The sequence below is a fragment of the Amycolatopsis orientalis genome, assembly GCF_000943515.2.
GTDB classification, from domain to species: Bacteria; Actinomycetota; Actinomycetes; order Mycobacteriales; family Pseudonocardiaceae; genus Amycolatopsis; species Amycolatopsis orientalis.
Genome location: NZ_CP016174.1, coordinates 3,160,656 through 3,179,849, shown reverse-complemented (window position 1 = coordinate 3,179,849; position 19,194 = coordinate 3,160,656). Strand labels below are relative to the sequence as shown.

Genomic DNA, 19,194 nt, shown 5'->3' with positions numbered 1-19,194 from the left:
CACGCGGCGAAGGACGCTTTCGTCTCATCGCATGAGGGGAAAGTCCCCTTCAGCTCTCCAGCAGCGACCGGGCCGAAGCACGCAGCCCGGCGTCCGGTTCCCCGAGACCGGCGAGCCTCAGCACGCTGTCGGCACCTTCGACGGCGTGCGCCTCGACGTCCAGATCCGGCCGGTCGCGCCGGACGATCGCGATGCTCTCCACGAGCCCGAACACCAGGTCGGTCCGGATCCCCGACAGGTCACCGGGGACCCCGGCCGCCGCGACGAGCGCGCCGTAGACGCGTTTGAGTTCCGCCCGCTCGGCCCGGAACCGCGCCAGCCTCGGCGAGGAGATCTCCGGCAGGAGGTACAGGGCGCCGAGGTTGTGCCGCGCGCTGCCGAGCAGGTGGATGTCCGCGTAAGCCAGCGCCCACAGCCGTGTGCCGACCGGCGCGTGCTCGGCCGAGAGCCCGCCCGCCACGTCGAGCGACGGCCGGACGGTGTCCTCCAGCAACGCGGCGAGAATGTCCTCTTTGGACGGAAAGTGGTAGTAGAGCGACGCCTGGCGCAGGCCGGCGCGTTCCGCGATGGCCCGTGTGGTCGTCGCCGCGTATCCGGCTCCGGTGAACAGCTCCCCCGCCGCGTCCAAAACCGCGAGCCGCGCCTCCCGCTTGCTCGCCGCCGCGCCACTGGCCCTCGGTCTGCCCACCCCGGTCGTTTTCGTCATCTATCCGATCCTGCCATTTCTTCGCGGCGATCTTTGTTACGTCCGGTGGTCGGCCCAGGTTACCGAATCCGGTAGTTGTTAACACCGCGCTTACCCGGCGGAGATCAGAAGGACCCCGCACGCGCTTAATTTCGGTCGGCCGATCGAAATTCGGTCCTTCAGACAGGAGCCCCCGCAAATGCCCGCCGAAGACCTTTCCGCCTTCGGGTACCGCCAAGAACTCCGCCGGACGCTCGGCGGCTTCTCGGCCTTCGCCGCCGGTTTCTCGTTCGTTTCCATCCTGACCACGGTGTTCCAGCTCTTCGCCTTCGGCTATTCCTTCGGGGACACGCTGTTCTTCTGGACCTGGCCGCTGGTACTCGCCGGGCAAATGCTCGTCGCGCTCAGCTTCGCGGAACTCGCCGCCCGTTTCCCGCTGGCCGGATCCGTTTACCAGTGGGCGAAACATCTGTCGCCCGGATTCGCGGGCTGGCTCGCGGGCTGGATGATGCTGCTGGGCTGCGTCGTCGCGCTCGCCGCGGCCGCGATCGCGCTGCAGGTGGTGCTCCCCTCGGTCTGGAGCGGGTTCCAGCTCGTCGGCGGCGACCCGGCGGTGACGTCGCCGACGGGCGCCACCAACGCGGTCCTGCTCGGCGCCCTGCTGATCGTCTTCACCACGGCGGTCAACGCCGGCGGCGTGCGGCTCATGGCGCGGATCAACGACGTCGGTGTCGCGGCCGAACTCGCCGGCGTCCTGGTGCTGATCGCCGGTCTGGCGCTGTTCGCCGTCCGCGGCCCGCAGGTCGTGCTTCAGCCCGCGGGCGAAAACCCGGGCGTGGGCGGCGTTCTCGCTTCGGCGCTCATGGCCGCGTACGTCCTATACGGGTTCGACACCGCGGCCTCCGTCGCCGAGGAGACCAAGGACGCCCGCCGCACCGCCCCGCGCGCCGTGCTTCGCGCGCTCCTGATCTCCGGGCTCGGCGGGCTCGCGGTGGTCCTCACCGCGCTGATGGCGGCACCGAGCCTGACCGACGGGCAGCTGGCCGGAAAGGGCCTGCCGTACGTCATCACGGCCGTCTTCGGTGACACGCTCGGCAGGATCTTCCTCGCCGACGTCGCGATCGCGGTCGTCGTCTGCACCCTGACCATCCAGACCGGCACCGTCCGGCTGATCTACGCGATGGCCCGCGACGGCGCGCTTCCCGGCGCGCACCGGCTTTCCGCGGTCAACGCCCGCACCGGGACCCCGATCGCGCCCGCGATCCTGTCCGGCGCGCTCGCCATCGGCCTGCTGCTGCTGAACCTCGGGAATCCCACCGTCTTCAGCACCATCACCGGCACCTCGGTGGTCGTGGTCTACCTCGCCTACCTCCTGGTGACCGGGCCGCTGCTGAGGCGCCGCCGCCAGGGTCGCTTCACCGCCGAGCCCGGCCATTTCTCCCTGGGACGATGGGCTATTCCGGTCAACGTCGCGGCAGTAGGGTACGGCGCGATGATGATCGTCAACATCGCTTGGCCACGAGCCGAGATCTACGACCTCGCGGGCACCGGCTCCGTCTGGGTCCGGTTGTTCCCGATCGAATTCGTCGGCGCCGCGCTGCTCACCGGCTACCTCTGCTGGCGCCGCCGCTCCGCGCTCACCACGGTTCCCGTCCCCACGATCTGAAGGAAGGTTCCATGAGCACGACATCGACCACGTACGGCGCTCGCGACCACGCCCGCGCCCAGGCGGGGAAGGTCGCCGACGCGATGCCGTCCATCCCGGCGTCCACCTGGCCGGATCCGCCGCCCGGGATCGACCCGGCGAAGCTGGTCTGGGCCGAGACCGTCGCCGGTGGCGGCTACACGCACAAGGTCCTCGCCCGCGGCACCGAACTCCGGCTGACCGACGTCGAGGGCGACGCCTGCGCGCATCTGCTGCTGTTCAACGCCGACCAGCCGTGGGAGCGGCTGAACGTGGCGGACACGGTGAAGGTCCAGTGGAACGCCTACCTCGGCGAAGGGATGGCGCTGCTGTCCGATCAGGCCCGCGTGCTCGCGACGGTCGTCACCGACGAGAGCGGCAAGCACGACGCCCTGTGCGGAACGTCCACTGTGGACGGGAATGCCGAGCGCTACGGTGACGGCAGCCCGCAGGGCGGTTCGCCGTCGGGGAACGCGCTGTTCACCCTGGCCGCGGCGAAACACGGCCTCACCCCGCGCGATCTCCCGCCGAGCCTGTCCTTCTTCCAGGGTATCCACGTCGAGGCCGACGGCGGGCTGACCTTCACCGGCTCGGCCGGACCGGGCAAATCCGTGGTCCTGCGCACCGAACTCCCGGTCGTCGTCCTGATCGCCAATGTCGCGCATCCGCTCGACCCGCGCCCGGACTACACGGTCACCCCGTTGCGCGTCCTCGCACAGCGCGGTACCCCGTCCACTCCGGACAGTACTGAATGGACAGCGACGCCGGAAGCCCAGCGCGCCTTCGAGAACACCGCCGACTACCTCACCGCCAGGGGGATGGCATGACCACCACGATCATCTCCGACGCCGAGGTCCCCGCGCGGGCGCCGTACTCCACCGTCCTCCGGCGCGGTGAGACCCTCTCGATCATCGACCTCGGCGGCAACCAGGCCGTCGACTTCCTCTGCTACGACGCCGCCGACACGGCGAAGAGGTACTCCGCGGCCGCCACGATCGCCGCGCAGCGCAACATCTTCCTCACCACCGGCAGCGTGCTGCGCACCGGTGAGAGCGCGCCGCTGCTGACCGTCGTCGAGGACACCTGCGGGCGGCACGACACCCTCGGCGGCGCGTGCAGCAAGGAGTCGAACAGCCTCCGGTACGGCCAGCACACGCGGTACCAGCACGCCTGTGTGGAGAACTTCCTCACCGAGGGCGCGAAATGGGGTCTCGGCAAACGGGACCTGGTCAGCAATGTCAACTGGTACATGAACGTCCCGGTCGAACAGGACGGCACGCTCGGCATCGTCGACGGCATCTCCGCGCCCGGCCTCGAAGTCAAGCTCCGCGCCGAGACCGACGTCCTGGTGCTCGTGTCGAACTGCCCGCAGATCAACAATCCCTGCAACGGTTTCGACCCGACGCCGGTCAGGATGATCGTCACCGGTGGTGGCGAGTGAAGCTGCTCGTCGCCAACCGGGGGGAAATCGCGGTCCGGATCCTCCGGACCGCGAAGGAGATGGGCATTCCGACGGTCGCCGTCCATTCCGACGCCGACCGTGCGGCCGCGCACGTACGGCTTGCCGACGAAGCCGTCCGGCTCGGCCCGGCACCGGCGAGGGAGAGCTACCTCCTCGCCGACGCCATCATCGAGGCCGCGCTGAAGACCGGGGCCGACACGATCCATCCCGGCTACGGTTTCCTGTCCGAGGACACCGCTTTCGCGAGGGCGGTGGAAGCGGCCGGGATCCGGTTCGCCGGGCCCACCGCGGCCCAGCTGGAGGTCTTCGGCAGCAAGCACACCGCACGGGACAGGGCCGTGGCCGCCGGTGTCCCGTTGCTGCCGGGCACCGGACTGCTGGACACGCTCGCCGACGCCGAAGCCGCGGCCGCCGAGATCGGCTATCCGGTGATGCTCAAGGCCACCGGGGGCGGCGGCGGGATCGGCATGCGCGCCTGCGCCTCGGCGGGAGAACTGCGGGACGCCTGGGACGCGGTCCAGAGCATCGCGGCGAAGAGCTTCTCGACCTCGGGTGTGTTCCTCGAACGGCTGGTGACCCGCGCCCGGCACGTCGAGGTGCAGGTGTTCGGTGACGGCGCGGGTGAGGTGCTGGCGCTGGGCACGCGGGACTGCACCCTGCAGCGGCGCAACCAGAAGGTGCTCGAAGAATGCCCCGCCCCCGGACTTTCCGAAGCGGTACGCGGGAAACTGGTCTCGGCGGCCGTCGATCTCTGCGCGTCGGTGCGCTACCGGTCGGCGGGCACGGTCGAATTCATCTACGACCCGGTCCGCGAAGAGGCCGCCTTCCTCGAAGTGAACACGCGGCTGCAGGTCGAGCATCCGGTCACCGAAGCGGTCTACGGCATCGATCTGGTGGCGTGGATGCTCCGGCTCGCCGACGGCGACACCGGGATGTTCGCCAGCGCACCGGAACCACGCGGGCACGCGGTCGAGGCCCGGGTCTACGCCGAGGATCCGGCGGCCGGGCACCGGCCGAGCGCCGGCCTGCTGACCCGCGCCGACTTCCCCGCCGGGGTCCGCGTGGACACGTGGGTGGAAGCCGGGACGAAGGTGACCACGCACTACGATCCATTGCTTGCCAAGGTGATCGCCGTCGGCGAGGACCGGGCCGGAGCGCTGGCCGCGCTGGGCACCGCGCTCGGGGAAAGCCGGGTGGACGGTGTCCGCACGAACCTCGGGCAGCTGCGCGCGGCCGCCGCGGACCCGCGGCTGCGTGCGGCCACGCACGACACCGCGACGCTCGACGCGATCACCGATCCCGAGCCGCGGATCGAGGTCCTGCGGGGCGGCACGATGACCACCGTGCAGGAATGGCCGGGACGGCTGGGCTTCTGGCACGTGGGCGTGCCGCCGAGCGGGCCGATGGACGACCTTTCGCTCCGGCTGGGCAACCGCGCGCTGGGCAATCCGGAAGGCGCGCCGGGACTCGAGTGCACTGTGGACGGTGTCTCGCTGCGGTTCACCGACGCCGCAATCGTTTGCGTCACGGGTTCCCCGTCACCGGTCACCGTGAACGGCGAGACCGTTCCCCAGTGGACACCGGTCGAGGTGCCCGCGGGCGGCGTCCTCGACGTCGGCACCGGCACCGCCGGGCTCCGCGCGTACGTCCTCGTCCGCGGCGGGATCGACGTGCCGGCTTTCCTGGGCAGCGCGGCGACGTTCACCCTCGGCGGTTTCGGCGGGCACGGCGGACGCGCGCTCGCGACCGGCGACGTCCTCTCCCCCGGGCCACTGCCGGAGAACGCCGTCACCGGTCCGGTTCCCGAGGCCGAACGCCCCGTTTTCGGGACGCGTTGGGAGATCGGCGCGGCCGAGGGACCGCACGCCGCCCCGGAGTTCTTCACCCCGGACGACGTCGAAACTTTCTACGCCACCGACTGGGAAGTGCACTTCAACTCCGCGCGCACCGGTGTCCGGCTCGTCGGGCCGCGGCCGCGCTGGGCACGGGAGGACGGCGGCGAGGCGGGCCTGCATCCGTCGAACATCCACGACACGCCGTACGCGATCGGCGCCGTCGACTACACCGGCGATCTGCCGATCCTGCTGGGCCCGGACGGGCCGAGCCTCGGCGGGTTCGTCTGCCCGGCGACCGTGGTGACCGGGCAGCGCTGGAAACTCGGTCAGCTGCGGCCGGGGGACACCGTGCGGTTCGTGCCGATCACCATCGACCACGCGGCTTCGCTGCGGAAGGCCCCCGGCACGGCGGTCAAGGCGAGCCGGAAGCCGATCGACGACGGCGGCATCTTCGGCCGTCTGTCCACATCGGACGAGAACCCCGAAGTCACCTACCGGCGCAGCGGCGACGACAACCTGCTGATCGAGTACGGGCCGATGAAGCTCGACCTGGCCTTGCGGATGCGGGTCCACGCGCTGGCCGACAGGCTGGCCGCGGAAGGCCTCGACGGCGTCGTCGACCTGACGCCGGGCATCCGCTCGCTGCAGGTCCACGTCGATCCCGACGTACTGCCGGTCTCGAAGCTGCTCGGCCTGGTGCGGGAGGTGGAACACGAGCTGCCGCGCACCGGCGATCTCGTGGTGCCGAGCCGGACCGTGCGGCTGCCGCTGTCCTGGGACGACCCGGCGACCCGCGAGGCGATCGAGCGGTACATGGCCGGCGTGCGCGACGACGCGCCGTGGTGCCCGTGGAACATCGAGTTCATCCGGCGGGTCAACGGTCTGTCCAGTGTGGACGATGTCTACCGGACGGTGTTCGACGCGGAATACCTGGTGCTGGGCCTGGGCGACGTGTATCTCGGCGCACCGGTGGCCACTCCGCTGGACCCGCGGCACCGGCTGGTCACCACGAAGTACAACCCGGCACGCACCTGGACCGCGGAGAACTCCGTCGGCATCGGCGGTTCGTATCTGTGCATCTACGGAATGGAAGGTCCCGGCGGCTACCAGTTCGTCGGGCGGACCACGCAGGTGTGGAGCGGCTGGCGGCAGCGCGGCTCCTTCGAGCCGGGTTCGCCGTGGCTGCTGCGGTTCTTCGACCGGATCTCGTGGTATCCCGTCTCCGCCGAGGAACTGCTGGACCTGCGGGCCCGAAGTGAGGCGGGGGAACTGGAACTCGACATCGCCGACGGCGAATTCGCGCTGGCCGACCATGAGCGGTTCCTGGCCGACAACGCCGCCGACATCGCGTCGTTCCGGGCGAAACAGAGCGCGGCGTTCGAAGCCGAACGCCGGGCGTGGGCGGCCGCGGGCGAATTCGACCCGAGGCCGGAACCGGTGGGCGCGAAGGTCCCGACCACGAAGATCGAAGCCCCGCCCGGCGGGCACGTCGTCGAAGCGCCGTTCGCCGCGACGGTGTGGCGGGTGGACACCGAGCCGGGCAAGCGGGTCGGCGCGGCGGAGACGCTGGTGATCCTCGAAGCGATGAAGACCGAGGCGCGGATCCCCGCGCCCGCCGCCGGGGAGGTCGTCGAGGTGCTCGTCTCCCCCGGCGATCAGGTTGCCCCCGGTACGCCGCTGGTGGTTCTGGGAAGGAGCGCGGGATGAGCGTGCTGGAACGGGTACGCGCCGCGTACCACCGGATCGCCCGGGTCGACCGGCCGGAGATCTGGATCGACTTGCGTCCCGAGGCGGACGTGCTCGCCGACGCCGAAAAGCTGGAAGCCCGTCGCGCGGCCGGGGAGCCCTTGCCGCTGTACGGGAAACTCGCCGCCGTCAAGGGGAACATCGACGTCGCCGGGCTGCCGACGACGGCCGCTTGTCCCGAGTACGCCTACCTTCCGGACGAGGACGCGCCTGTGGTGGCGCGGCTGCGCGCGGCCGGGGCGCTGATCCTGGGCACGACCAACCTCGACCAGTTCGCGACCGGGCTGGTCGGCACGCGCAGTCCGCACGGCGCGGTGCGGAACGCGATCGACCCGGCGTACGTCTCGGGCGGGTCGAGTTCGGGTTCGGCGGTCGCGGTGGCGCTCGGGATCGCGGACCTCGCGCTGGGCACGGACACCGCCGGCTCCGGGCGGATCCCGGCGGCGTTCAACGGGATCGTCGGCCTGAAGCCGACGCGGGGACTCCTGCCGACGGCCGGGGTCGTGCCCGCGTGCGCGAGCATCGACTGCGTGACGGTGTTCGCACGGACGGTCGACGAGGCGGTGGCGGCGTTCGACTGCCTGAGCGAGCCGCGCGAGCTTCCCGCGGTCAACCGCCCCGTCCGGATCGGCGTGCCGGACGCTCTCGGTCCTTTGCAGGACGGGTGGGCCGAGGCGTTCTCCGCGGCGGCTCGGGAATTCCGGGACGCGGGCGCCGAACTGGTCACTGTCGACATATCGGCGTTCCTGGCCGCGGCGCGGCTGCTGTACGAAGGCGCGTTCGTGGCCGAGCGGTATTCGGCGGTCGGCGAGTTCATCGACGCGCGTCCGGACGCCGTCGATCCGGCCGTGCGCCGGATCATCGGCGCGGCCAAGGACATCCCGGCGCACCGGTTGTTCACCGATCTGGCGACGCTCGGCGGCCTGGAACGGGAAGCGGCCGCGGTGCTGTCCACGGTGGACTGTCTCTTGCTGCCCACGACGACGGAGCATCCGACGATCACCGAGGTCGAAGCCGATCCGCTGGGCGTGAACGCCCGGCTGGGCCGGTTCACGAACTCGACCAACCTGCTGGGCCTGTCGTCGCTGGCCGTGCCCGCCGGAACCGTCGCCGGCCTGCCGTTCGGGGTGATGCTCGTCGGAGCCGCCCACGCCGACCGGATCCTCGCCGACGTCGCCCGCCTGGTGCCGCGCCGGACGCGGATCGCCGTCGTGGGCGCGCATCTGCGCGGGCAGCCGCTGAACCACGAACTGACCTCGCGGGGCGGCCGGTTCGTTTCGGCGGGGGCGGCGGCGGCCGAGTACCGGCTCTACGCGCTGGACACCGTCCCGCCCAAACCCGGCCTCGTCCGGGTCGCCTCGGGTGGCGAACCGATCGAGGCCGAGGTCTGGGACCTGCCACTCGCCGGGTTCGGCGAATTCGTGGCGGGTGTGCCCGCGCCGCTGGCGATCGGGAAGGTGCGCCTGGCCGACGGGAGCGAGGTGCCCGGATTCGTCTGCGAGCCTTCAGCCATCGAGGGTGCCGAGGACATCACGCGCTTCGGCGGCTGGCTCGGCCACCTGGCCCGTTAGGCGCTGGTGCGGCGCGGGCCAGGCTCGCGCCGCACCAGCAGACAGGCCGCCGCACCGAGCGCGACCACCGCGATGGGCAACGCCAGTGTCGGGCGCAGCGCGTCGGTGAACGCCGCGTGGTGGGCGAGGCGGTTCTGCAGCAGGGCACCGACCGCGGCGCTGCCGAGCACCGTGCCGACCTGGCGGATCGTGTTCAGCACCCCGGACGCGGCCCCGGTCAGTTCCGGTGCCACGCCCGCCATCGCGAGCGAGACCATCGGGCCGAACACGCAGCCGATCCCGGATCCGGCCACGATCAAGGCGGGCTGGAACGCCCACCAGGCGCGGCCGTCGTCGGCGAGCACCGCGAACCACGCGAGCCCGGCCGCGAACAGGACCAGCCCGGTCATCAGGACATACTTGCCACCGAGCCGGTCCGCGACCCGGCCCGCGATCGGCGAGAGGACCGCCGACACCACCATCGCGGGCGCCATCACCAGCCCGGCGACGAGCGCGCTGAAGTTCAGCACCGTCTGCAGGTACAGCATCACCGGGAGGAAGAGGCCGATCATGCCGACCTGGACGGTCGCGGCCACGAACCCCATGACCGCGTAGCCCCGGCTGCGGAAGAGCGCGAACGGCAGCAGCGGTTCGCCGTCCTGCCCACGCCGCTGATGGAGCAGGAACACCGCCAGCAGCACCACCGAGCCACCCAGCAGCGCCCAGATCCCGGTGTTCCAGCCGTAGCGCTGGCCTTCGGTGAGCGCGAAGGTCAGGGAGACCAGCGCCGCCGTCACGAGTCCCGCGCCCAGCAGGTCCAGTTTGTGGCGGGTGCCGCGCCGGACGTCCGGGATCAGGGCGAGCGCCAGGACGAGCACGAGCACCCCGATCGGCACGTTCACGAAGAAGATCCAGCGCCAGCCGACGGTGCTGACCAGCAAGCCGCCGAGCGTCGGCCCGGCGATCGTCGCCACCCCCGCGACCGCTCCCCAGACCCCGAGCGCCGTCCCCCGGCGTTGCGGCGGGAAGGTGGCGATGATGAGCGTCATCGACTGCGGGATCAGCGCCGCCGCGCCGAGTCCCTGCAGCGCGCGGGCGGCGATCAGCTGGGCCGGGTCATCTGACAGTCCACAAAGGATGGACGCGACGGTGAACAGCGCGACCCCAACGACGAACATCGTGCGCGGCCCGCGCAGATCACCCAGCCTGCCCGCGGTGATCAGCAGGGCGGCGAGCACCAGGACGTAGACGTTGATGACCCACAGCAGCTCGTCCAGCGGCGCGCGGAACTCGTCGAGCATGCCCGGGAGTGCGACGTTGACCGCCGTCAGGTCCAGCAAGGTCATGAAGAACCCCAGGCTGAGGATCAGCAGGACCACCCAGGGGCCACCGCGCCTCATGCCGTCTTGGCGGCCTGGAGACTCCAGATCCGGCCGTCGGGGTCGCGGACGGTCATCTCCCTCGTGCCGTAATGCGTGTCCTCGAACGGCGTGACCACCTCGACGACCGGGTCGGGGCGGAAACCGTCCTCATCGGACACCTTCAGCGCGATCTGCAAACCGGGGTCACGGTTCTCGGGGACCTCGACGACGACGAAGTACGCGCCCTCGCCGTTGCGGAAGACCCCGGAGCCGTCGCCGCTGGTGAGTTCCAGCTCGAAACCGAGTTCTTGGAAGAACTTCGCGGTCTTGCCCCAGTTCCTGGTCTCCAGGAAGACCGCTTCGATTCCTTCGGTCGCCATGTCAGTTCTCCTTGCCTTCGTCGTCTTCATCGAGGTAGGCGCGCAGGGCGTCGGCGACCAGCGCCGACAGGGACGAGCCCGACTCGATGGCGCGGAACTTGACCTGCTTGATCAGCCCGACCGGCAGGTACACGTTGAACTGCTTGACCTCCTCGTCACCCATGACCCGATGCTAGCACCCTAGGTTGCTAGCAAGCTAGTCCGGCGACACAGTGCGCTCACGGTCTCGTGAGTGGTAACGACGGCTATTGAGGGGTAAGGCAGATGTGGCGCGCCCCGGCGCGGGTCCGGACTGACTGACGGAAGCCGGGCCGTGATCACGGGTGTCCACAAGGGACACTTTCCCGACGATCAGTGTCCGACCTGAGCAGTTTGCCCGGTATCGCAAGGTGGTCGTGAGTGGCAAACAGCGTTCTAACCCTCATTGCCACTCACGACCCCGTCCAGGACCGGACGAATAAGCACCAATCGGACAGCGATTCGCTGGAAACTGTCCCTTATGGACAGTCATGAGGCGAACCCCGCCTCCTCGGGTAACCCCTCGCCGGGCACACGGTAGTGAAGGCCTCCTTCACTACCGTGAGGGCAGACAAGGGGACCTTCGCGGCAGCGAGCCGATCGCGCCAGGTTTGCCTTACCCCTCTGTAGAACCGTCATTACCACTCACGAGGCGGCCCGCTCACCTGGTCTTTTCCGATTTGGTTGGCCTGCCACGGCAATCTGGGAAGAAGGTCACAAACCCTGGCGGCTCGCCGGGCGCTGGGTAGCTTCGGAGTGGTGCCGACCACATCCGCCCCCAGCCGCAGAACCGTGATCAGCGTGCTCGTGGCGCTGGGGCTCGCCGCCGTCGCGATGGCGACGCTGGGAGCCACCGGTGTCACCGCCAAGCCGGTGAGCGGGCAGGCACTCGCGGTACTCGAGGAGGTCCCCGGCCCCGAGACCGGACCGACGTGCGCCGTCGACAAGCGCTATGTCGACGAGCAGACCTACGGTATGCGCCCGGACGTGGTCGACGCGTGGAAAGCCCTGCTGGCCAAGGCCAAAGCCCAGAACATCACGCTCTGCGTGAACGACGGCAAGCGCAGCCGGGCACAGCAGCAACGCGAGTTCGACAAGGCCGTCGAGCGATTCGGTTCGGTGGAGCAGGCCAAGAAGTGGGCGCTGCAGCCGGAGACGTCCATGCACGTCAAGGGGATCGCCGTCGACATCCAGCCGCTGAACTCGGCTATCTGGGTGGACAAGAACGGCGGCGCGCTGGGGTGGTGCCGCCGCTACGACAACGAGAAGTGGCACTTCGAGTACGACCCGGCCTACGCCACCAACGGCTGCCCGCCCCTGCTCCCCAGCGCGACCGGCAACTAAGCGGTCGGCCCAGTGCCTCGTGAGTGGTAATGACGGTTAGAACCGTCATTACCACTCACGAGGCAGTGAGCTTTTCGACCACGTACTTCGCGGCCTCGGCGAGCAGCGCCTCGTCGTAAGGGGCGTCCTTGGCCGCCTTGCTCGACATGATCGCCACGACGATCGGCGCCTTGCCCGGCGGCCACACGATCGCGAAGTCGTTCATCGTGCCGTATTCGCCGGTGCCGGTCTTGTCGGCGACGGTCCAGCCGCCGGGCAGGCCCGCCCGGATCCGCCGGGCGCCGGTGACGTTGCGCCGCAGCAGATCACTGAGGAAGTCGCGTTTGTCAGCCGTCAGCGTGTCACCCAGCACGATCTTCTGGTAGTCGGTGCCGAACGCCCGGGGTGTGGTGGTGTCGCGCGGGTCGCCGGGGGCGGCCTCGGTGATCGCCGGTTCGATCCGGTCCATCCGCGTGACGGTGTCGCCGATGCTGCGCGCGAAGGCCGTCAGCTCCCCGGGGCCGCCGAGATCCCGCAGCAGCAGGTTGCCCGCGGTGCCGTCGCTGAACCGGACGGCGGCGTCGCACAGCTGGCGGATCGTCATCCCGGTGGCCACGTGCTGCCCGGTGACCGGGGCGTGCTTCATCAGGTCGTCCCGCGCGTAGGTGACCCGGGTTTCCAGATGCGACAACGGATTGCGCTGCAGGACCGCGGCGGCTGCGACGCCTTTGAAGGTCGAGCAGAACGCGAACCGCTCGTCCGCGCGGTGTTCGACCGTGGCGCCGCCCTCGGTGTCGAGCGCGTACACACCGAGTCTGGCGTCGAACTTCTTCTCCAGCTCCAGCAGCCTGTCGTGGAACTGCCGGGTGGGCGGAGGCGGCGGAGCGGGGACCGACGACGGCGCGGGCGGGGCGGCCCGGGTGCAGGCGGCCAGCGGCATGAGGACCGCCACCCCCAAGAGCGCACGACGGGTGACGGCCGGCCCCGGCGTTGTCATCGTGATCCCTCCCCCTGATCACCTCGAACATAGCAACTTCCCCACGGCCTCCGGATCGGCCAAGCGGCCGACGCCGATGAACCCGTGAGTGTGCCTTCGCCCACTCGACCGGGCCACCATCCTGGTTACCGACCGGTAACCAGGACTAGGGTGCGGTCAGGACTACCTCTACTTCAGGAGCATTCGTGGCCGCAGGAGCAACACCGCTCGCGCCGAACGCGCGGTCGGTACGCAATGTCGCCTTCGTCGAAGGGGTGCGAACGCCCTTCGGCAAGGCAGGCGAAAAAGGTATGTACGCCGGCACCCGTGCCGACGACCTCGTCGTCAACGCCATCCGTGAACTGCTGCGGCGGCATCCCGAGCTGCCGCCCGAGCGCATCGACGAGGTGGCGATCGCCGCCACCACCCAGATCGGCGACCAGGGCCTGACCATCGGCCGCACCGCCGCACTGCTGGCGGGCCTGCCGAAGTCGGTGCCCGGTTTCGCGCTGGACCGCATGTGCGCGGGCGCGATGACGGCGGTCACCACGACCGCGAGCGGGATCGGTTTCGGCGCCTACGACATCGCCATCGCCGGCGGCGTCGAGCATATGGGCCGTCACCCGATGGGCGAGGGCGTCGACCCGAACCCGCGCATCATCGCCGACAAGCTCGTCGACCCGACGGCGCTCGTCATGGGCCAGACCGCGGAGAACCTGCACGACCGGTTCCCCGAGATCACCAAGCAGCGCACCGACGCCTACGCCGCGCGCAGCCAGGAGAAGTACGCCGAGGCCGTGAAGACCGGCAAGATCGGCCCCGAGCTGGTCCCGGTCGCCACCCGGTCCAAGGAACTCGGCTGGGGTCTCGCGACCGAGGACGAGCCGCCGCGCCCGGGCACCACCGTCGAGCAGCTCGCCGGGCTGAAGACGCCGTTCCGCCCGCACGGCCGGATCACCGCGGGTAACGCGGCGGGCCTCAACGACGGCGCCACCGCCGCGCTGCTCGCCGACGAGGACACCGCCCGCGAACTCGGACTGCCGATCGGCATGCGGCTCGTCGGCTACTCCTTCGCCGGCGTCGAGCCGGAGGTCATGGGCATCGGCCCGGTGCCCGCCACGGAGAAGCTGTTCAAGCGCACCGGCCTGTCGATCGACGACATCGGCCTGTTCGAGATCAACGAGGCGTTCGCCGTCCAGGTGCTCGCCTTCCTCGACCACTTCGGCATCGCCGACGACGATCCGCGCGTCAACCAGTGGGGCGGCGCGATCGCCTGCGGTCACCCGCTCGCGTCCTCCGGCGTCCGGCTGATGACGCAGCTTTCGCGTCAGTTCGCCGAGCGCCCCGACGTGCGCTACGGCCTGACCACCATGTGCATCGGCATCGGCATGGGCGGCACCGTGATCTGGGAGAACCCGGCCTACAACGGCTCCGAGGGGGCGAAGTAATGACTTTCACCGCTGAGCAGGCGAAAGCCGCCTTCCCCGACGAGGTCGTCACAAACGCGGTCACGCGTCTGGTGAAGGTGCCCGGGCTGGAGAAGCCGGTCGCGCTGATCACCTTGGACAACGGCCACGACCACACCCGGCCGAACACCTTCGGCCCGCAGGGCCTGGTGAGCCTCAACGCCGCGATCGACGCGGCCTTCGCGGCCGGGCCCGCCGCGATCGCGGTCACCGGCAAGCCGTTCATCTTCGCCGTGGGCGCCGACCTTTCCGGTGTCGAAGCGGTCTCGGATCCGGCGCTGGCGCGGGAAATCGCGCAGACCGGGCACGACGTGTTCCGGCGTCTCACCGAGTCCGAGATCCCCACCTTCGGATTCATCAACGGCGCGGTGATGGGCGGCGGGCTCGAACTCGCGCTCTCCTGCCACTACCGCACGCTGTCGGAGAACACCGCCGCGATCGCGTTCCCCGAGGTCTTCCTCGGCCTGTTCCCCGGCTGGGGCGGCACGCAGCTGCTGCCGAACCTGATCGGACCGGACGCCGCGGTCACCGTGATCATCGAGAACGCGCTGGCGCAGAACAAGATGCTCAAGGTCGCGCAGGCGGCGGAGCTCGGCATCGTCGACGAGGTCTTCGGTTCGGCGGACTACCTGGAGCAGTCGCTGCTGTGGCTGGCGAAGGTCGTCAACGGCGAGATCACCCCCGCCCGTCGCGAGATCGACCGCGGCGCGGGCTGGGACGCCGCGATCGCCCGCGCCAAGTCCATTGTGGACGGCCGCACGAAGGGCGCCTCGCCGGGCGCGACCAAGGCCGTCGAGCTGCTGGAGCTGGCCCGCGAGAACGACCTCGACCGCGGCTACGCGGCCGAGACCGACGGGCTCGCCGAGCTGCTCATGGACGACACCCTGCGGGCCGGGCTGTACTCGTTCAACCTGGTCAACAAGCGGGCGAAGCGGCCGGCCGGCGCGCCGGACAAGTCGCTGGCGCGCAAGGTGAACAAGGTCGGCATCGTCGGCGCGGGCCTGATGGCCAGCCAGATGGCGCTGCTGTTCGTCCGCCGCCTCAAGGTGCCCGTGGTGCTCACCGACGTCGACCAGGAACGGGTCGACAAAGGTGTGTCCTATGTGCACGGTGAGATCGACAAGCTCCTGGCCAAGAAGCGGGTTTCGCCGGACGGCGCGAACCGGCTGAAGGCACTCGTCACCGGTTCGCTCGACAAGGCCGCGTTCGCCGACGCCGACTTCGTGATCGAAGCGGTGTTCGAGGAACTGGGCGTCAAGCAGAAGGTCTTCGCCGACCTGGAGCAGTACGTCTCCCCCGAGGCGATCCTGGCGACGAACACCTCGTCGCTCTCGATCACCGCGATGGCCTCGCAGCTCAAGCATCCGGAACGCGTGGTCGGGTTCCACTTCTTCAACCCGGTCGCGGTGATGCCGCTGCTGGAGATCGTCCGCGCGGAGAAGACCGACGACGCCGCACTGGCCACCGCGTTCGCGCTCGGCAAGCAGCTCAAGAAGTCGAGCGTGCTGGTCAAGGACGCGGCCGCGTTCGTGGTCAACCGGCTGCTGCTGCGTTTCCTCGGCGAGGTGCTGGTGACCGTCGACGAGGGCACGCCGTTCGAGGTCGCGGACAAGGCGCTGGAACCGCTGGGCCTGCCGATGACCCCGCTGACGCTGATGCAGCTGGTCGGCCCGGCGATCGCCCTGCACGTCGGGGAAACCCTGCACGAGGCGTTCCCGGACCGGTTCACCGTCAGCGAGAACCTCGACCGCTTCGTCAAGGCGGGCAAGAAGGGCGTCTGGCAGTGGGACGCTCACGGCACCGCCACCGTCGACCCCGAGGTCGACGAGCTCTGGCAGCGCGGCGACTCGCCGTCGACGTCCGAGCAGGTGCGTGACCGCGCGCTGGCCGCGATCGCCGAGGAGATCCGGATCATGCTCGACGAGGGTGTGGTCGCCGAGGCGCAGGACATCGACCTGTGCCTGATCCTCGGCGCGGGCTGGCCGTTCTGGCTCGGCGGCATCACGCCGTACCTGGACCGGGCCGGGGTGTCCGAGAAGGTCAACGGCAAGCCGTTCCTGGCCCCGGGTGTGGCGAGCGTGCCGCTCTCCTGAGCCTGTGACGCAAAAGGCCACCGTCGGCGATCTTCTGGTCGCCGACGGTGGCCTTTTGCGTATTTCGTGACTTCTGTGGCGAGATACCGCGTTTTCCGGAACACTCGGCCTACACCTGGTTCTTCCAGGTACTGGGGAACAACAGAAAAGGGAAGGAAAGCCGATGAAGAAGATCGTCGTGCGCGTGGGCCTGGGGGCCGGCGCGGCGGTTCTGGGGTTGATGCTCGGAGCGGGTGTCGCGGGCGCTGACGACAGCGTCCGGATCACCGGCGACGAGACCGGCAGTGTCCGGATCACCGGAGTGGACAACCGCGAGTTCGGCGTCGCTCCGGCGAACCGGGACTTCTAGCGGGGAGGCCCGGCTCCCCAGCCATCCTCCGGGGAGCCGGGCTTTCAGCGTTCGCCGCCCGGCGGGCAGGGCGGGAGCGTGGTCTTCATCTGTTCGGCGATCGGCGCGGGGTCGAGCACCTCGACCTTCTCCGCCTGGGGGAAGCGTTGTCGCAGGTCTTTCGCCCAGGCTTCGGCGTCGGTCCCGGCGACGGGCACGAGGTGCACGGCCGCCGAGAGGGTCTCCGGCCGTACCACCTCCAGTAGATCCGGCCTGTCCGCGAAAAGCTTCTTGAAGCGCTCATACGCCTCCGCCTTGGTTTCGGTCAGCACCCGGCGGGCCTTCTGATCGTCCTGGAACGCCTGAGCGGCGAGAGTCATGCTTTCGTCGCTCTCCAGGTACATGAGCAGGTGGATCCCGCAGAACTCCCGCTTCCCCAGTGGGACGGGCACCGTGTCGCGCGGCAACGCCGCCGGGGCGGGCGGATCGGTGACCCGGTTCAGGACGACGACGGCCGTCGTCACGACGGCGGCGGCGAACAGGACCGCGACGATTCCGGCCACCCAGAGCAACCGCCGCGGCGCCTTGGGTATCCGTTCCGGTTCTTCCACGGGGACAATCGTCACACGGCGCGGTACATTCGCCTTCCGGACATCACCCGTTCAGCCGGGCTCTTTAGCGTGCCGCCGGTGAACAGCGAAAAACCGGGCGTCGACCGCCGCGGATTCCTCAAACGCGCGGGCCTCGTGTCCGCGGCGGCCGCGGGCGCGCCGCTCGCCGCCACCGCCCCGGCGGAAGCCCTCGATTTCGACCTCGATCTCGGCCGCCTCTTCGGCCGGGACCGGTACCAGTGGCTGGTGGGCGATCACCACATCCACACGCAGTACTCCTACGACGCGATGTACACAGTGGACGGAATCGCCGACGCCGCCCGCGCGCACGGCGCGGACTGGGCGGTGATCACCGACCACGGCCACGCGACCCACGAGAAGTCGTCGGTGGAGCGGACGAACGCCGCGGTCCGGGCCGCGCAGCGCGAGCACCCTGATCTCCTGCTGTGGCAGGGCATGGAGTGGAACGTGCCCGGTGCCGAGCACGCGACGCTGTTCTTCCAGGCCGGTGCGGACCAGGCCGCGAAGCTGCGTGAGTTCGAGCGCTCCTTCGACTGGCGGCTGACCGGCACCGAATCGGGCACGCCGGACAACGAGGCCTTGGCCGTGCGGGCGATCCGCTGGCTCGCCGCCGAAGAACGGGCACGCCGGATCCACGCGCCGGTGGTGGTGATCAACCATCCGCTGCGCAACGGCCGGATCGCGCCGCACGAGATCCGCGCGCTGCGCGACGCCGCGCCCGGCATCGTCATCGGCATGGAGGGCGCCCCGGGCGCCCAGGCCGACGGTTTCCCCAAACCGCTCGGGAGCGGCGGTGGCGCGCGTGGCGGGTACGGCAACTCCCCCGGCTCGAACTCGTGGCCGGGCTTCCCGGAGTCGGCCTACCGCACTTACGGCGGCTTCGACTGGAGCACCGCGACCGTCGGCGGGTTGTGGGATTCGCTGCTGGCCGAAGGAAAGCCGTGGTGGATCACCAGCAACTCCGACTCGCACTACAACCGCGGCGACACGCACGTGCGACCCGGTGTCCCCGACGGCTACTACGACGAGCACGGCAACTACCCGGACCCGATCGACACCGGTGTCCCGCAGACTCTCCCCCCGTACGCGGATTTCGCCCCCGCAGAGTTCAGCCGGACGGTCGTCGGTGTGACCCGCCGGAGCCACGAAGGGGTGCTGGAAGGGCTGCGCGCGGGACGCGTCTGGGTGGTGCACGGCGGGCTCGCCCAGGAGCTGGAGTTCGGCGCGCACAGCGGCTGGAGTTCGGCCACGATGGGCGGCAGGCTGCGGGTCCGGCGCGGGGACGACGTCACGGTCGTCGTCTCGGCGAAACTGGCGGCCCGGCCGAACGGCGGCGGCGCGATCCCCCGGCTCGCGCGGCTCGACCTCGTCTCCGGACCGGTGACCGGCCCGGCCGCCGACCGCGACACGCAGACCGCCCCGGGCACCCGGGTGGTGCGGTCGTTCGAGCCGCGGTGGGCGCCCGGGCGGCGGGTCGTCTTCCGGCACACCTTCCGTGACGTGCGCGAGCCGTTCTTCGTGCGGGCACGCGGAACGGACGGCAGGGAGCACGTGCCCGGCGGGATCGAGCCGAGCGCCGACGTCATCGGGCGGTCGAACCCGTTCGAGGATCTGTGGCTCTACGGGAACCCGATCTTCGTGGACGTGCGGTAACC

The 19,194-nt window shown here is 70.2% G+C and carries 16 protein-coding genes; 10 read left to right on the top strand and 6 right to left on the bottom strand.

The features are described 5' to 3' along the window. Positions 1-49: 49 nt before the first annotated feature. Entirely contained in the window at positions 50-706 is a 657-nt protein-coding gene (locus SD37_RS14225; RefSeq protein ID WP_044850468.1) for a TetR/AcrR family transcriptional regulator, read from the bottom strand. A gap of 178 nt (positions 707-884) precedes the next feature. On the opposite strand from SD37_RS14225, the gene SD37_RS14220 reads away from it, so the two are divergent. From SD37_RS14220 to SD37_RS14200, 5 genes are read left to right on the top strand one after another with little or no spacing between them, the layout of a single operon-like run. Continuing rightward, positions 885-2,351: an amino acid permease gene (locus SD37_RS14220; RefSeq protein ID WP_037303818.1), complete on the top strand. Its 1,467-nt coding sequence runs from the start codon at positions 885-887 to the stop codon at positions 2,349-2,351. An 11-nt stretch (positions 2,352-2,362) separates the two neighbouring features. Next, positions 2,363-3,196, top strand: a complete 834-nt coding sequence (locus tag SD37_RS14215) for an urea amidolyase associated protein UAAP1 (RefSeq protein ID WP_044850469.1) — start codon at positions 2,363-2,365, stop codon at positions 3,194-3,196. Next, a complete protein-coding gene (locus SD37_RS14210; RefSeq protein ID WP_044850470.1) occupies positions 3,193-3,810 on the top strand; it encodes an urea amidolyase associated protein UAAP2 in 618 nt (205 codons plus the stop codon). The genes SD37_RS14215 and SD37_RS14210 overlap by 4 nt, the downstream gene beginning before the upstream one ends. After that, positions 3,807-7,373 (top strand): urea carboxylase, encoded by a 3,567-nt coding sequence (uca, locus tag SD37_RS14205; RefSeq protein ID WP_044850471.1) that lies wholly within the window; start codon positions 3,807-3,809, stop codon positions 7,371-7,373. Before SD37_RS14210 ends, uca begins: the two co-directional genes overlap by 4 nt. Further along, on the top strand, positions 7,370-8,983 hold the full coding sequence (locus SD37_RS14200; protein WP_044850472.1) for an allophanate hydrolase: 1,614 nt from the start codon (positions 7,370-7,372) through the stop codon (positions 8,981-8,983). The genes uca and SD37_RS14200 overlap by 4 nt, the downstream gene beginning before the upstream one ends. Here SD37_RS14200 and SD37_RS14195 read toward each other — a convergent pair. From SD37_RS14195 to SD37_RS14185, 3 genes are read right to left on the bottom strand one after another with little or no spacing between them, the layout of a single operon-like run. Beyond that, positions 8,980-10,341 carry a DHA2 family efflux MFS transporter permease subunit gene (locus SD37_RS14195; protein ID WP_201788883.1) on the bottom strand — a complete coding sequence of 454 codons (1,362 nt, stop codon included), beginning with the start codon at positions 10,339-10,341 and terminating at the stop codon, positions 8,980-8,982. The genes SD37_RS14200 and SD37_RS14195 overlap by 4 nt on opposite strands. 17 nt (positions 10,342-10,358) lie before the next feature. Further along, a complete protein-coding gene (locus tag SD37_RS14190) occupies positions 10,359-10,703 on the bottom strand; it encodes a VOC family protein (protein ID WP_044850474.1) in 345 nt (114 codons plus the stop codon). Position 10,704: 1 nt separating this feature from the next. Further along, entirely contained in the window at positions 10,705-10,866 is a 162-nt protein-coding gene (locus SD37_RS14185; RefSeq protein WP_044850475.1) for a ribbon-helix-helix domain-containing protein, read from the bottom strand. Between the two features lie 614 nt (positions 10,867-11,480). Here SD37_RS14185 and SD37_RS14180 point away from each other — a divergent pair. Beyond that, the gene (locus SD37_RS14180) at positions 11,481-12,065 is read left to right on the top strand and encodes a D-alanyl-D-alanine carboxypeptidase family protein (RefSeq protein WP_236725364.1); all 585 of its coding nucleotides are present in this window, start codon (positions 11,481-11,483) and stop codon (positions 12,063-12,065) included. A 55-nt stretch (positions 12,066-12,120) separates the two neighbouring features. Here SD37_RS14180 and bla read toward each other — a convergent pair whose 3' ends face one another. Continuing rightward, positions 12,121-13,041 carry a class A beta-lactamase gene (bla, locus tag SD37_RS14175; RefSeq protein ID WP_044850477.1) on the bottom strand — a complete coding sequence of 307 codons (921 nt, stop codon included), beginning with the start codon at positions 13,039-13,041 and terminating at the stop codon, positions 12,121-12,123. 185 nt (positions 13,042-13,226) lie between these two features. Here bla and SD37_RS14170 point away from each other — a divergent pair, with 185 nt between their 5' ends. From SD37_RS14170 to SD37_RS14160, 3 genes are all read left to right on the top strand, one after another. Next, positions 13,227-14,468, top strand: a complete 1,242-nt coding sequence (locus SD37_RS14170) for a thiolase family protein (RefSeq protein ID WP_044850478.1) — start codon at positions 13,227-13,229, stop codon at positions 14,466-14,468. Beyond that, positions 14,468-16,579 carry a 3-hydroxyacyl-CoA dehydrogenase NAD-binding domain-containing protein gene (locus SD37_RS14165; RefSeq protein ID WP_044850479.1) on the top strand — a complete coding sequence of 704 codons (2,112 nt, stop codon included), beginning with the start codon at positions 14,468-14,470 and terminating at the stop codon, positions 16,577-16,579. Before SD37_RS14170 ends, SD37_RS14165 begins: the two co-directional genes overlap by 1 nt. 163 nt (positions 16,580-16,742) lie before the next feature. Then, positions 16,743-16,928: a hypothetical protein gene (locus SD37_RS14160; RefSeq protein ID WP_037303835.1), complete on the top strand. Its 186-nt coding sequence runs from the start codon at positions 16,743-16,745 to the stop codon at positions 16,926-16,928. 44 nt (positions 16,929-16,972) lie between these two features. Here SD37_RS14160 and SD37_RS14155 read toward each other — a convergent pair whose 3' ends face one another. Beyond that, on the bottom strand, positions 16,973-17,518 hold the full coding sequence (locus SD37_RS14155) for a permease-like cell division protein FtsX (protein WP_044850480.1): 546 nt from the start codon (positions 17,516-17,518) through the stop codon (positions 16,973-16,975). A 78-nt stretch (positions 17,519-17,596) separates the two neighbouring features. Between SD37_RS14155 and SD37_RS14150 the strand changes: the two genes are divergently transcribed. Further along, the gene (locus SD37_RS14150; protein ID WP_044850481.1) at positions 17,597-19,192 is read left to right on the top strand and encodes a PHP domain-containing protein; all 1,596 of its coding nucleotides are present in this window, start codon (positions 17,597-17,599) and stop codon (positions 19,190-19,192) included. The last annotated feature ends 2 nt before the right edge of the window (positions 19,193-19,194 follow it).

What these genes read in the sequence shown, in the direction of transcription:
- SD37_RS14185 (WP_044850475.1), bottom strand. Translation starts at nt 10,866, where the DNA reads ATGGGTGACGAGGAGGTCAAGCAGTTCAACGTGTACCTGCCGGTCGGG.
- SD37_RS14160 (WP_037303835.1), top strand. Translation starts at nt 16,743, where the DNA reads ATGAAGAAGATCGTCGTGCGCGTGGGCCTGGGGGCCGGCGCGGCGGTT.
- SD37_RS14210 (WP_044850470.1), top strand. Translation starts at nt 3,193, where the DNA reads ATGACCACCACGATCATCTCCGACGCCGAGGTCCCCGCGCGGGCGCCG.
- SD37_RS14225 (WP_044850468.1), bottom strand. Translation starts at nt 706, where the DNA reads ATGACGAAAACGACCGGGGTGGGCAGACCGAGGGCCAGTGGCGCGGCG.
- bla (WP_044850477.1), bottom strand. Translation starts at nt 13,041, where the DNA reads ATGACAACGCCGGGGCCGGCCGTCACCCGTCGTGCGCTCTTGGGGGTG.
- SD37_RS14200 (WP_044850472.1), top strand. Translation starts at nt 7,370, where the DNA reads ATGAGCGTGCTGGAACGGGTACGCGCCGCGTACCACCGGATCGCCCGG.
- SD37_RS14165 (WP_044850479.1), top strand. Translation starts at nt 14,468, where the DNA reads ATGACTTTCACCGCTGAGCAGGCGAAAGCCGCCTTCCCCGACGAGGTC.
- SD37_RS14190 (WP_044850474.1), bottom strand. Translation starts at nt 10,703, where the DNA reads ATGGCGACCGAAGGAATCGAAGCGGTCTTCCTGGAGACCAGGAACTGG.
- SD37_RS14220 (WP_037303818.1), top strand. Translation starts at nt 885, where the DNA reads ATGCCCGCCGAAGACCTTTCCGCCTTCGGGTACCGCCAAGAACTCCGC.
- SD37_RS14215 (WP_044850469.1), top strand. Translation starts at nt 2,363, where the DNA reads ATGAGCACGACATCGACCACGTACGGCGCTCGCGACCACGCCCGCGCC.